Genomic DNA, 12,245 nt, shown 5'->3' on the forward strand with positions numbered 1-12,245 from the left:
GCTTTTTATAATGCCCTTAAATGTAAGGAGTGTAAACCGCAATCATTCCCAAGGAAGAAGGGATAATTCACTTTTCTCGGTAGTCTTCAATTACTCTATTAATGTTCTTCGTGACAAAAGGAGAAGAAAACTTGATTGACTTAATTAATTCAATTTTATTGGCAGCAGTGCAGCCGACCGTCGCTGACACGAGTACGTGGAGCTGGAGCGGTTCGCTCGTCATGAATATTTGCGTCCTCCTTGGTATTATCATTGCCAAAATTGGTATCCGCAACAAAGGAAAAGGTCCTGCCCTGCCTTTGCTAGAGCCATTTCTGGGGAAGAACTTTGGTGCGCCTGAGCTAATAGCGGGCGCAAGCATCGGTCATCTATTAGGGGTTGGTGCTATTCTGGGGCTGACTAATATTGGTCTCATTACATAAAGACAATACCCAGAAAGGATAACGATCTCCAAGAGACGCTCGATTTGAGCCACTAGCGACTCAAACTGGGCGTCTAAATTTTTGGTAAGAAGCATCATCTGCTATAAGCTTTTCCCCAGGTTTATAGGTATGGCAGTGGATAAGAATATCTTGCTGCTTATCGCAAGTGCCACCTTCTAGGTAAAGATTTGTTCTTTTTTTGCCGTTTACGCTGGGGCTTGTACTCTAGCTGAATGCTGAATGCTGATAGCTTTTTTGGTCAAGCCTAGAAGAGAGGGAGAAGAATAGTCATGCAAGCAAGTTGGCGAATTGGCTCTTTATTTGGAATCCCACTATTTTTAGACCCATCCTGGTTTCTAATCTTAGTGTTAATCACAATTATCCATGCGTTGAACTTTTACCCTTCCTTCGGATTAGCTTTGGCTTCGAGTGCTGGGTTAGTCATGGCGCTGTTGTTGTTCGGTTCAGTTCTCTTGCATGAACTCGGTCATAGTTTAGCCGCGCGATCGCAAGGCATTAAAGTTAACTCAATTACTCTATTTCTCTTTGGTGGAGTAGCGTCCATCGACCGGGAATCCAAGACTCCAGAGGGAGCATTACAAGTTGCGATCGCAGGACCAGGTGTAAGTTTGCTGCTATTTGGGTTATTTACTGTGCTAGCGCAAGTGCTACCCAGTAATAGTGTGGCAGAGGTCTTAACGTCAAACCTCGCTAACATTAACCTGATTTTGGCGCTATTCAACTTAATTCCCGGTCTGCCTCTGGATGGGGGACAAGTTTTGAAAGCGGTAGTGTGGAAGCTGACGGGTAACCGCTTTAAGGGTGTCCACTGGGCAGCTTTGACAGGTAAAGTGTTGGGAGGTTTAGCGATCGCATTTGGTCTAGGACTTGCTCTTTGGACAAGGGAGTTAGGAGCAATTTGGATTGCTTTCATTAGTGGGTTTGTGTTCCGTAATGCCAACGCCTACGACCGCATCACAACGTTGCAAGAAGCCTTACTCCAACTTTCAGCCTCAGATGCCATGACCCGTGAGTTTCGGATTGTAGATGCCAATCAGACACTACGCTCCTTTGCTGACGAGTACATCCTGGCAGACCTCCAGACCCCGATGCCTTACTACGCCTCATCTGATGGGCGTTATCGTGGTCTAGTAGCAATTGAAGATTTACAGTTTGTAGAACGTAGCCTCTGGGAAACCCAGACTCTTGAAAGTATTGTTCGCCCTTTATCAGAGATCGTCTCAGTTGAGGAGAAAACTCCTCTGGTCGAGGTGATTAACCGCTTAGAGGCGCATCAGACCAATCGCCTGACTGTCCTTTCCCCCGCAGGAACCGTTGCTGGTGTGATTGACCGAGGCGACATTGTGCGTACCGTGGCGAAGAAACTGAACTTACCAATTCCAGAAGCTGAAATCAAGCGTGTTAAAGCTGAAGGAACCTATCCTCAGGGATTACAACTACCTGCGATAGCGCAAGCTACAGGTCAGTAAACAATATTAGATTCTCACTTGGGTGAACCAACCTCTAAACTCGGTTGTGCCAAGATAGCTTGCCACTCCTCATCCAATAACGGCTTGTTCACCAACTGAACGCCAAAACAAGCAGCGGCGGCGTTAGTCAGCGCGTCTACCACCGTTTGAATTAAACCATCTCCACGTTGAGCAATTGGTAGATGAATCGGTGGTAGCGCCTCTTCCCCAAATACTTGCTTAAATAACTGACTATCTAGCTCTAGGCGCATTGAGCCATGTTGTAAAATCGCGTTGCCACGTCGCAACTGAGCGCTACCAATAAGCTTATAATTCTCAGCCGATACTAAATCTGCACCTGTAGCTGTACCAAAACAGTTGGGATTGTGTATGTACCCTCGTCCTACTGAACCATAGTGCAACTCAATGCCAAGCGATCGCCAACCTTGAATCAAAAACTCGCAAATCGCCCGATAATCATCGAGACGCTTGCCAGTCAGCCCTGACATCACCACCATATAGGTCAAATCGCCTTGGTGCAGCACGGCCCTCCCCCCAGTTGAACGCCGCACCAACTGTATCGGCTTTTCTTGCCAAGTTAGTTGCTGCCAAGATTCTGACCAACGTCGTTGATGATATCCCAGTGAGATTGTGGGTGATTCCCAGGTGTAAAACCGCAACGCTGGCGGATGCTTCCCTGCCTGATGTTGCTCCAGTAGCCACTGGTCAATTGCCATCTGAAGCTGTCCAGATGCGCGTATTAGTGGAATCAAACGCCAAGATGAGTGGGGATTTTGGATTAAGTTATTTTGATTCATTTAATCTTCCCATCCCTAATCCCCAATCTCAAGCTAAGCTTTATGCTGCACCAAATTCAGCTTGCAAAGCATCATCATTATCATCGGCAATTGTTGCAACTACAGTAATTGCACGAGAAATTTCTCCAGCAGAAAGTTCGGCTACGGTTCGCGAACTCAACACAACAACTTGATTATCGACAATGCCGAAACTGGATTCAAACGTATCAGACCAGTTCATTTCTAGAAGCTTACGCATCAACTGTGGTTCATTCTTGGCAGGTAACGGAAGCACCGAAGACCAAACGGTGAATGTATCATCATCCGTAGAACCAGTGAGTTGCACAAACACTTCAACGCTACCGTACCTGAACTTCCATAGGTGCCCCTCTTCACTTTGGCTTACCATGGCGGTGTCTTCCTGGTCTAGGCTGGAGATAACGGTTTCAATAATCTCCACATGGTTCACAGTAGCGGAATCCTCGATTAGCTCATTGCTAACTATATCTGCTGTTGAAAAGCTTTCAGTAGAAACCGTTTCAGGATTTGGCTGTTGGGTAGTCATGGCGGTTTGTTTTTCCCTCCTCTTGGGGTTTGCTCAAGACTCAGTATCGCCTGTGGGTGTCCTTCTTGGTATGTATCTTGATGTGTAGTGGTTTCTCTAATCAAGTTTTAGAGGTTAAGAGGCGATCGCCTTTCCTAGACTTCCTCACTTAGTCTCACGTTAGGTGGTAGGTGATGAACTGGCTTTCTCTACCACCTACCACCTACCCTCTAAGCCGTAACCTTCTGTTTCTTGTTGTTTTTGTTGTTTTCCCCATTAAGGTTTGCCAAGAACATCGGCACAACCTTTTCCATAAACATTTGAGGATTTTTGAAGACGCGCCCAGCGAGATCAATCCTAGTCATTTGTAAGTCTGGAGCAAGTAAAGTCTGCGGCAATCGCTCCATCAGGTACTGTGGCCGTTGCCACAACGGCATTGTCTCGGCGATATCTAGGAGTTTGCCCACTCTCCGCAGTTCGGCACCCAACATGATATCCATGCCGGATTCAAAGGCTGCCTGTTCAATCGCGATATATTTGCGCTTTGCCTGTTCGACTTTCTGACGATTTTCCGGGCTTTTACGTGCCAGTTCTGCTAACCAGCGATTTCCCCAGCGTACATGACCCGCTTCCTCTGGAAAAATTCGTTCGATGGTTTCACGGATTTTGATGTTTTCTTCCGTTTGTGGTGCCTCTTTTAAAGCATGAATGTGAGCCGAGAAATACTCACAACCCCGTTTTTCAGTGACATTAATCGCGGCTAATGCAGCAATGATGCCATCTTCTAGGTTTCGCTGTGGGTCAAAAAATTCTCTGTCTACAAGACGATCAAATTCATCGATGTAAGAAGAACCAGGCGGCGTCCCTACGTCTGCTCCCAACTCTACCAACAGATCTGTCAACCACATCGCATGACGCGATTCGTCAGAGATGTGATGAGACAAATCACGTACTAATTCTGGCGGTTGTCCGTTTAGCTGTTCAATAACATCTGTCAGGTCTTTACAGCTACGTTGTTCGCTGTAGCGGTAGCGGTTGAGAGTCATCAGATGAATGCCGCGATCGCTCACCACTTGTTTGAGGATGTCACGCGCACCCATTGATTTATTCAGTTTGCGGGGATAAGCAACCGTCATATCTTTATATGTCGTTTTGTAAAGTTGTTCATCTAATCGTAACGTAGATTTTTTTGATGAAACAGCTCACGCCTCGACTGATATACGGTTGCTTTACCTTATTCACCCTACTAAGGCTTATGAGCAACCCAGTACTTACTCATAAAGTGGTTTTCCGTTGCAATATCCTGGAAGCCCGCTCGCTTCAGACGTTCTACCAAATCATCAGTGGTGTAATGCCTGTAGAAAGGTTCATGGAACATCGCAGGAAAGTTTTCCATCAGTGGCATCATTTCCGGAGAATCAATCGCCTGAATCGAGTCACAGATAACGAAGACTCCACCCGGTTGAGTCACCCGAAACGCTTGCTCAATCACATGCTGACGCGCCGCAGGCGGCAACTCATGAAATAGAAAAACGCTAGTAACTCCCTGGAAATAGTTATCACGATAAGGTAAATCCTCTGCATTCGCCTGAATCAGTTGCGGCAACTCGCCTGGATTCTCAGACAACAGTTGGTTGGCCTTACGCAGATAAGCTGGCGATAAGTCCATCCCAAATAATGAGACTTGAGGCAGCATTCCCCGGATGAACTTCAAAGTACGACCTGTACCACAAGCAATATCCAGTACCTTGATTTGCTTTTGTGGCAGTGAATTAAAAGCTTTCAGACCTTCCTTTAAAGGAGCGAGAACCCGCCGCCGCATCGCATCAGCGGAACCATTAAAGAGAATTTCCACCTGCAAATCATACAGATTGGCAGACATATCACTTAAGTAGCCATCAGTCTGATGATGGAAGTTTTGCAGGTAGTAGCTGGGATAGCCTTCCGTCTCAATCCCTGGCGAGAAATCTTGATATTTCTTTTGATTAGCTCGTTGCCAAATTGTTGGCGTATCGAGCCACAACGCTGGATAGTAGCGAAAGAAATCTTCCCAAGGATTATCAAACAGCAATGCGGCTGGGTAAACGCCCCGTTGTGCATCCTGCCAATCTGTTTCAATAATCCGATTGAGCCGCTGCTGAATTTCTAAGAGAAGCTTCGGGTCAATAGGATTCGTCTTCAGTTCATTAATAGGAGGAGAAATTAGATTCAGCAGTTGCGAACTAATGGTCTTGTGTGCCAGACCAAATACGCTTTTGCTCTGCTGAAACGACTGATAAGCAAGCTGAGTTAAGGTGTCAGACATGGGGATTGCTTGACTCGTTTTAATCCATTTCTATGTAGTATATGAATAATTGTAACGAATAGATGAGAAATAATTCCTGACCAAAAGGTAGAGTTGGTAAGAGATACAGAAGATATAGAGGCGCTCAAACACATAAAAAACCACCCTTGGGGGTGGCTGATGTTGTCTTTTGTTGCTAATTGCTCATTTGAGCAAGTGACGTGAAACCTTTTAGGGCAGTTGTTTAGCAATCGTAGTAGAGGGCGAACTCGTATGGGTGAGGACGCAGCCGCATTGGGTTGACCTCATTGTCGAGTTTGTACTCAATCCATGTGGTAATAAAGTCTTCCGTGAACACACCACTCTCAACCAAGAAGCCATGATCTTTCTCTAGGGCTTCTAGGGCTAAATCTAAAGAACCTGGGGTTGAAGGAATCTTGCTCAATTCTTCTGGAGTGAGGTCGTAGATATCGACATCCAAAGACTCACCAGGGTCAATTTCGTTCTTGATGCCGTCAATCCCAGCACAGAGCATAGCAGCAAAAGCTAAGTAGGGGTTTGCTGTTGCATCAGGACAACGGAACTCTAACCGCTTCGCCTTGGGATTGGTACCAGACAGAGGAATACGGATGGAGGCAGAACGGTTGCCTTGAGAGTAGGCGAGGTTCACTGGCGCTTCAAAACCAGGTACCAAACGCTTGTAAGAATTGGTGGTTGGGTTGGTCAAAGCCAAAAGTGCTGGAGCGTGTCTGAGGATACCACCGATGTAATTCAGTGCCATTTTACTCAAACCAGCATAGCCATCACCTGCAAATAGAGGCTGTCCATCCTTCCAAATAGACTGGTGAGTATGCATCCCAGATCCGTTGTCGTTAAACACGGGCTTTGGCATGAAGGTGACGGTTTTGCCATATTTCTTGGCAACGTTCTTGATGACATACTTATAGGTCATTAAATAGTCAGCGGCTTTTACCAAGGTGTCAAAGCGGAATCCGAGTTCGCACTGACCACCAGAGGCAACTTCATGGTGATGCTTTTCAATCGGAACGCCGCATTTCGCCATCGTCAGCAGCATTTCCGTCCGCATATCTTGCGAGGTATCCGTTGGGGCAACTGGGAAGTAACCTTCTTTATAACGTGGCTTGTAGCCGAGGTTGCCACCTTCTTCTTTTCTGCCAGAATTCCAACGACCTTCTATGGAGTCTACGTGGTAGTAGCCTTCATGTTGGTTTTGGTCAAAACGGACATCATCAAAGATGAAAAACTCCGCTTCAGGACCAAAGAAGGCGGTGTCACCAATGCCAGTGGAAATTAGGTAGTCTACTGCCTTCTGAGCAATGGTACGAGGACAACGACTGTAAGGTTCGCCTGTCCGGGGTTCTGTAATGCTACAGATGACACTCAATGTCGGTTCTGACATGAACGGGTCGATCCAAGCCGTTGTGGGATCGAGTACCATCGTCATGTCGGATTCATTGATCGTTTTCCAACCCCGAATACTAGAGCCGTCAAAAGGTACGCCGTCTGTAAAACTGCTTTCATCAATTTGGTTTTGGAACAGCGAGAGGTGCTGCCAGATACCTGGCGTGTCAATAAACTTTAGGTCAATAATTTGGATGTTGTTCTCTTGTACATAGGTTAGGAACTCTTGCGGGGTCTGGAACATGGAATAAACTCCTTAATCTCTCAACAATCTAGAGCTACTAGGGGACAGGCTAAACACAGGCTCAACAATTTAACGATATTCACTGCTAAGGAACGAATTGGTCAAACTTGGTACAAGTTAAGAGTTTAGTATTAGCAAATGGTAGGGCGGTTGGTTGTTGACAGCTTGGCTTTGCCTTACAAAGAGACCGGAGAAGGTTTCCCCAGAAGGCGGTAGTCTAGACAATCATCTGAATAATCCTAGGGAGAGCGAGTAGCAGCTTTTGTATCCAACGATACAGATTCTCGCTTCCTAATTTTGGGTATCTGGAGAAAATTACGAATTGTAGCAAAATTAGAAAAATCTTACCTTATGCATTTCCCAAAGTTTAATATTGTATCAGAAGCTACAGTTTATTGATTAGGGGGAAGTTATGAGTTCTAATTTCTGTGTTGATGATTTGGATCAACAAGAAGCGCTCAGATACCGACCCGGACAACGGGTAGAACTCAAAGCAAATCCTGGGGTTGTAGATGTTATTACTGAATATGACCCAATGATGGTACCCCCCATTTGGCTGGCGAATGATCCAAAGCCGCGATATCCCCATGAATTGAGTGTGCTTGTTAAGCCGATGATAGGCATGGGTTGGTTAAGATTATCCAAGCGTTCCTCCGCTAGACCTCCAGTGCAACAGTCTCGCGTTCACATAGCAATCGGTTCTAGGTAGGGCATCATCAGTGGTGTCTACAAAACGTTACCTTGTGATTGACACTTTTACAGGTCTCTTCCTATGTGATTATTAATAGATAAAGATATGCAGATTGTTGTTGGGAGAGCATTTTCATGCGAGATGCAGTCACAAATCTGATCAGGAACTACGATGGCGCCGGCCGTTACCTGGATCGTAATGCGATTGATTCACTCAAGTCTTACTTTGAAACTGGCACAGCACGAGTAGCAGCAGCGGCTGTAATTAACTCCAATGCTGCATCAATCGTCAAGCAGGCGGGTTCACAACTGTTTGACGAACTGCCAGAACTGATTCGTCCGGGCGGAAATGCCTATACGACTCGTCGCTATGCGGCTTGTTTGCGAGATATGGACTATTACCTACGTTATGCTAGCTACGCGCTGGTTGCAGGTGATACGAATGTACTCGATGAACGGGTGTTGCAAGGTCTGCGGGAAACCTACAACTCTTTGGGTGTACCAATTGCACCAACGGTTCGCGGTATCCAGTTGATGAAAGACATCGTTAAGGAACAAGTTGCAGCGGCTGGTGTGGAGAATACCGCATTTATCGATCAGCCCTTTGACCACATGAATCGGGAACTGAGCGAACAGGATATTTAAACACCAATTTAACAAAATTGAGCGATCGCACTTTTAACGGGTAACACTGTAGGGTGCGATCGCTATTTTTAGGGCTTGTTATTCCCAGTCCCAGCAAAACAGTTATCTTCTCTTGATGACAAGATTACCGTCTTGCACCTGAATATCGGTGATGTTTTTCAGCCAAGCTTGTACTCTTGGGTCAGAGTTAACCATTTGATTAAGATTCTGTGTCTTCAATGCTTGCAAAATAGCACCTTCAACTTCAGGAGGAATTTGTTGCCCGTCGGTGGTACTAATCGATGTAGGAGTAATGGCTAAGAGTCCATTCTCTACAGCAACCTTCAGAGAAAAATTTCCATTGAGGTAGCGCCCACTAAATCCCGGTACAGCATCCAGAGGAACAGCACTTTGTACCATGACTTGATCGTTCTCTATCTTGAAGTAAGCCTTCCCCGCTAACGTGGGGCTATTGGCAACTAAAGTGTTAATGTCATCAGCACTTAAAGCCAATTCGGCTGGTTCCGCTTCAACACCAGCACCAATACTAGGAGTAGAGAAGGCTTCAATTCGACGATTAATTTCAACTGACTTTTCTGCTGAGGGTTCAATAGGGATGTCTGCTTTTTGAGTTGAGGTAATTAACTGTCTGGCTGAGTAGGTTCTATGGATTAGGAAAGCCGCGCCGCCACCAATCAGAAAGAAGGCTATGACAAGCGTCAGACTAATAAGAGAAAAATAGCCATGTTTTTTCGGCTCAAGCATTGGTTGCATTCGAGTAAGTATCCTTTATTTTGATCAATAGCAGATTATGTTTTTTGCAATAGGCGATCGCTTTCCAGAATATCAGCCAAAGCGATCAGGGCTGTGGTTGCAGAAAGGGTGGAAACAGAGACACCGTTCCTACAACTCCTGATTTTCCTGTAAAGAGCGATCGCTTATGGAATCAGAAGCAATACCCTCGGACTCTTGTGAGGCTGTTGCCTACCACTAAGTTCAGTGTTGTCTTCGATGTTGATGCGCTAAATTAGACGCTAAGACAGTGACTATAACTGCATGATTAATCCACCGAATAAGGCGGCATGAGACTTATGACTTCAGAGGCATTGGGTGAATTGGAAGATGAGGAATTAGAACAAATGCCCAGCCTGGAACATGGTGCGATCGGAATTAGGCTGGGGCGCTATCTTGATGCTCATGTTGAAGAATATCAGCTAGGTCTAGTCTGCAATTCTCAAACGACTTACAAGTTCGTTGGTCAGAAGTCAAATCGCTTGCCTGACTTATCGTTTGTCAGTCGTGAGAGACTCCCTCAGCGCATTGACCAAAATGCTAACTTTGCACCTGATTTGGCGGTCGAAGTTCTATCCAGAGGAGACGATGTTGCGGAAATTGACAAAAAGGTTCTGCAATATCAGAAGTCTGGAGTTCGCTTGGTTTGGGTCATTCATCCTGTTATTCAAGCGGTTGATGTTTATCGTTTAAAAGATGGGATGAAGTTACAGCGCTTACTTATTGATGATGAAATGGATGGAGAAGATGTCATCAAGGGTTTTAAGTTGAAAGTCAAACGTCTTTTTGACTTGCCGAACATGGGTCAACCCGATGATTTTAATTAGTGGCTGAGGGAGGGTTCTGTTTGAAAATTGTTGATAGATTCACTAATTTAATCCCTAAACCTGTCCCTTCAAAAATATGAGTAAAGATAGGCACAGTAAAAGCCAAAATCCATAGGGCTATTGAGGGAACAATCAAGACTGTCACTATTAATTAGAGCAGAAGGTATCAGAATGCTACAGGTGGCTGGAACGTCGATCTCTGCTGACGGAGGGGAAGTAAGACCTTCATCTGGACGCAAGTCTGTCTTGAGGCATTCCCCCTTGATGTCAGAAACCGCCTGACGCGCTCTTCGACTGGCGGTAGTTCATTCCACTTCCTTAAGGGAGATTGGCATAGTAACTGATTGGCGGTACTATATTACACCTCAAGGACACAAAATACCTTATACAATAGCTTGATCATAACTTTGGGGCAGCCATAATCGGTAATTAGTGTTACTGTATGGCAGCATACTGTTTTATAAGAATAAGTTTGCTGAAATACTTTGCGAAATGCTTGTCCGGAAAGTTCCCCCCAACTGATGGAGCTTCTAGATCAACGGTATCTCCACAGCTGCCTTAAAACCTCTGAGGAGAGACTGGGTTTAACTCACTTATTAGCTCAGATTATTTCTCTGCTCAATTAATGCTCCCAACGCTGACGCTATGACAGCAAGGCCGATTCCACGCCAACCCTCAAGTTCAACTGACAGCAGCAGTAGTAGCACTGCCGCTGAAGGAACTCCCGTTTCTGCTCTCAAAGAACTCGTGGCACGTCTGCACAGGGAACAACACAAGATTCAAGATTTGTTGAGTTCACTGGGGTTTGCCTTACGCAGTTTCAACAATTTGAATCAGTTTTTGGAGTTAATTCCGCTAATGGCATCACGGGTAACCGATGCTGACGGTGGGGCACTGATTCTATTCAAATCAAATGGTCAGGTAAGACTAGAGCGATTACATTGCCAGGAAGGTCAAGCTTGCAATGATATTCGGAAAGCGATAGAAAAGGCAACTCGTAAAGTTACAGCAGCGAACAGTGAGGAAGGGGCTGCCTCGACGAACTCAGTTTCCGCCGATTTCATTCAATCCTCCCTTGATGAGCAAGTGACTCAGGCTCTAGGCGCAGACGTACAGCTATTTGGTACGCCAATTCTGATCAAGAATGCTGAACGAGGGCGTCTCTATGTCTTTAGCCATGATCCAAAATACACCTGGACAGCAACACGGCAGAAGTTAGTACGATTGGTCGCCGATCAAACCGCCGTTGCGATCGCAAATGATGAACTCACGGTTGAGCTACGCAAGAAAGAACGCTTAGATCGAGAGTTAGAAATTGGAGCAGATATCCAACTGCGCCTCCTACCACGGGAATGTCCTGAGATTGAGGGCATTGATCTGGCGGCGATGTGTAAAACGGCTAACCGAGTCGGAGGCGACTACTACGACTTCATTCCGACTAACTACGACCAGCTACGCCCCAAAAAGCAAGACAGCACGGAAGCCAGCGACCCTCAGAAGGTGTCTGTCCCCTGGAGTGTTGTGATCGGTGATGTGATGGGAAAAGGTGTCCCGGCTGGATTGATTATGACAATGACACGGGGAATGCTTAGAGCAGAAGTCCTTAACCGTCACTCGCCCGCACAGATTTTACAGCACTTAAACCGAGTCATGTATGCCGACTTGGAAAATTCCAATCGGTTTGTCACGCTGTTTTATTCCGAATACGATCCCCAGACACAGATACTCTCCTACAGCAATGCTGCCCACAATCCACCGTTGTTGTGGCAAGCGTCAACTCAGTCAATTGTGCGTCTCGATACAAACGGGATGCTGATTGGTTTAGAGGCAGATTCTCAATACGAAGACGCTCAAGTCAAACTCTCCGAGGGAGACACAATTATTTACTACACAGATGGGTTTACTGACGCGGCAAATCAAAATGGCGATCGCTTTGATGAGGAAAACTTGACGCAATCTTTCCAGTGGGCTTGTGAGCATTGCGACAGTTGTCAAGAAATTCTAGATTACTTATTTGAGCAAGTACAACTATTTATTGGCTCAAAAAACCGTAATGGAGATGATATGACCTTGGTCGTGATGCAGGTAAAATCTTCCGAGTGACCTAAATTTGTCAGAGGCAAGAATCGC

At 45.8% G+C, this 12,245-nt stretch carries 12 protein-coding genes; 6 read left to right on the forward strand and 6 right to left on the reverse strand.

Going from position 1 to position 12,245, the window contains the following annotated elements; translation table 11 throughout:
- The first annotated feature begins 101 nt into the window (after positions 1–101).
- Both psaK and AC5JL3_RS34960 read left to right on the forward strand, forming a co-directional pair.
- Positions 102–422: a photosystem I reaction center subunit PsaK gene (gene psaK / locus AC5JL3_RS34955; RefSeq protein WP_496078832.1), complete on the forward strand. Its 321-nt coding sequence runs from the start codon at positions 102–104 to the stop codon at positions 420–422.
- Between the two features lie 290 nt (positions 423–712).
- Positions 713–1,912 (forward strand): site-2 protease family protein, encoded by a 1,200-nt coding sequence (locus AC5JL3_RS34960; RefSeq protein ID WP_496078833.1) that lies wholly within the window; start codon positions 713–715, stop codon positions 1,910–1,912.
- Positions 1,913–1,926: 14 nt separating this feature from the next.
- Here the strand turns inward: AC5JL3_RS34960 and AC5JL3_RS34965 are convergent, their stop codons facing one another.
- The 5 genes from AC5JL3_RS34965 to glnA form a co-directional block, all read right to left on the reverse strand.
- A complete protein-coding gene (locus AC5JL3_RS34965; RefSeq protein WP_496078834.1) occupies positions 1,927–2,709 on the reverse strand; it encodes a lipoate--protein ligase family protein in 783 nt (260 codons plus the stop codon).
- Between the two features lie 40 nt (positions 2,710–2,749).
- Entirely contained in the window at positions 2,750–3,253 is a 504-nt protein-coding gene (locus AC5JL3_RS34970) for a YbjN domain-containing protein (protein WP_192221649.1), read from the reverse strand.
- A 209-nt stretch (positions 3,254–3,462) separates the two neighbouring features.
- On the reverse strand, positions 3,463–4,368 hold the full coding sequence (locus AC5JL3_RS34975; protein WP_496078835.1) for a ferritin-like domain-containing protein: 906 nt from the start codon (positions 4,366–4,368) through the stop codon (positions 3,463–3,465).
- A 110-nt stretch (positions 4,369–4,478) separates the two neighbouring features.
- Positions 4,479–5,537 carry a class I SAM-dependent methyltransferase gene (locus tag AC5JL3_RS34980; protein WP_496078836.1) on the reverse strand — a complete coding sequence of 353 codons (1,059 nt, stop codon included), beginning with the start codon at positions 5,535–5,537 and terminating at the stop codon, positions 4,479–4,481.
- Positions 5,538–5,760: 223 nt separating this feature from the next.
- Positions 5,761–7,182: a type I glutamate--ammonia ligase gene (gene glnA, locus AC5JL3_RS34985; RefSeq protein WP_496078837.1), complete on the reverse strand. Its 1,422-nt coding sequence runs from the start codon at positions 7,180–7,182 to the stop codon at positions 5,761–5,763.
- Between the two features lie 412 nt (positions 7,183–7,594).
- On the opposite strand from glnA, the gene AC5JL3_RS34990 reads away from it, so the two are divergent.
- Positions 7,595–7,891, forward strand: coding sequence for a hypothetical protein (locus tag AC5JL3_RS34990; RefSeq protein ID WP_242058701.1), 297 nt, complete (start codon positions 7,595–7,597; stop codon positions 7,889–7,891).
- 116 nt (positions 7,892–8,007) lie between these two features.
- Positions 8,008–8,517 carry an allophycocyanin subunit beta gene (gene apcB / locus AC5JL3_RS34995; RefSeq protein WP_192221645.1) on the forward strand — a complete coding sequence of 170 codons (510 nt, stop codon included), beginning with the start codon at positions 8,008–8,010 and terminating at the stop codon, positions 8,515–8,517.
- Between the two features lie 102 nt (positions 8,518–8,619).
- On the opposite strand, the gene AC5JL3_RS35000 is transcribed toward apcB, so the two are convergent.
- Complete coding sequence (locus AC5JL3_RS35000; RefSeq protein WP_496078838.1) at positions 8,620–9,270, reverse strand: hypothetical protein; 651 nt, start codon at positions 9,268–9,270, stop codon at positions 8,620–8,622.
- A 317-nt stretch (positions 9,271–9,587) separates the two neighbouring features.
- On the opposite strand from AC5JL3_RS35000, the gene AC5JL3_RS35005 reads away from it, so the two are divergent.
- Together AC5JL3_RS35005 and AC5JL3_RS35010 are read left to right on the forward strand one after the other, a co-directional pair.
- Positions 9,588–10,115 (forward strand): Uma2 family endonuclease, encoded by a 528-nt coding sequence (locus tag AC5JL3_RS35005; protein ID WP_496078839.1) that lies wholly within the window; start codon positions 9,588–9,590, stop codon positions 10,113–10,115.
- Between the two features lie 645 nt (positions 10,116–10,760).
- Positions 10,761–12,218, forward strand: a complete 1,458-nt coding sequence (locus tag AC5JL3_RS35010) for a PP2C family protein-serine/threonine phosphatase (RefSeq protein WP_496078840.1) — start codon at positions 10,761–10,763, stop codon at positions 12,216–12,218.
- Positions 12,219–12,245 lie beyond the last annotated feature (27 nt).

This window comes from Symplocastrum torsivum, assembly GCF_059505465.1.

Coding starts and splice junctions, on each gene's coding strand:
- AC5JL3_RS34960 (WP_496078833.1), top strand. CDS start 713: ATGCAAGCAAGTTGGCGAATTGGCTCTTTATTTGGAATCCCACTATTT.
- AC5JL3_RS34975 (WP_496078835.1), bottom strand. CDS start 4,368: ATGACGGTTGCTTATCCCCGCAAACTGAATAAATCAATGGGTGCGCGT.
- AC5JL3_RS35000 (WP_496078838.1), bottom strand. CDS start 9,270: ATGCAACCAATGCTTGAGCCGAAAAAACATGGCTATTTTTCTCTTATT.
- AC5JL3_RS34970 (WP_192221649.1), bottom strand. CDS start 3,253: ATGACTACCCAACAGCCAAATCCTGAAACGGTTTCTACTGAAAGCTTT.
- AC5JL3_RS34980 (WP_496078836.1), bottom strand. CDS start 5,537: ATGTCTGACACCTTAACTCAGCTTGCTTATCAGTCGTTTCAGCAGAGC.
- apcB (WP_192221645.1), top strand. CDS start 8,008: ATGCGAGATGCAGTCACAAATCTGATCAGGAACTACGATGGCGCCGGC.
- AC5JL3_RS34965 (WP_496078834.1), bottom strand. CDS start 2,709: ATGAATCAAAATAACTTAATCCAAAATCCCCACTCATCTTGGCGTTTG.
- glnA (WP_496078837.1), bottom strand. CDS start 7,182: ATGTTCCAGACCCCGCAAGAGTTCCTAACCTATGTACAAGAGAACAAC.
- psaK (WP_496078832.1), top strand. CDS start 102: ATGTTCTTCGTGACAAAAGGAGAAGAAAACTTGATTGACTTAATTAAT.
- AC5JL3_RS35010 (WP_496078840.1), top strand. CDS start 10,761: ATGACAGCAAGGCCGATTCCACGCCAACCCTCAAGTTCAACTGACAGC.
- AC5JL3_RS34990 (WP_242058701.1), top strand. CDS start 7,595: ATGAGTTCTAATTTCTGTGTTGATGATTTGGATCAACAAGAAGCGCTC.
- AC5JL3_RS35005 (WP_496078839.1), top strand. CDS start 9,588: ATGACTTCAGAGGCATTGGGTGAATTGGAAGATGAGGAATTAGAACAA.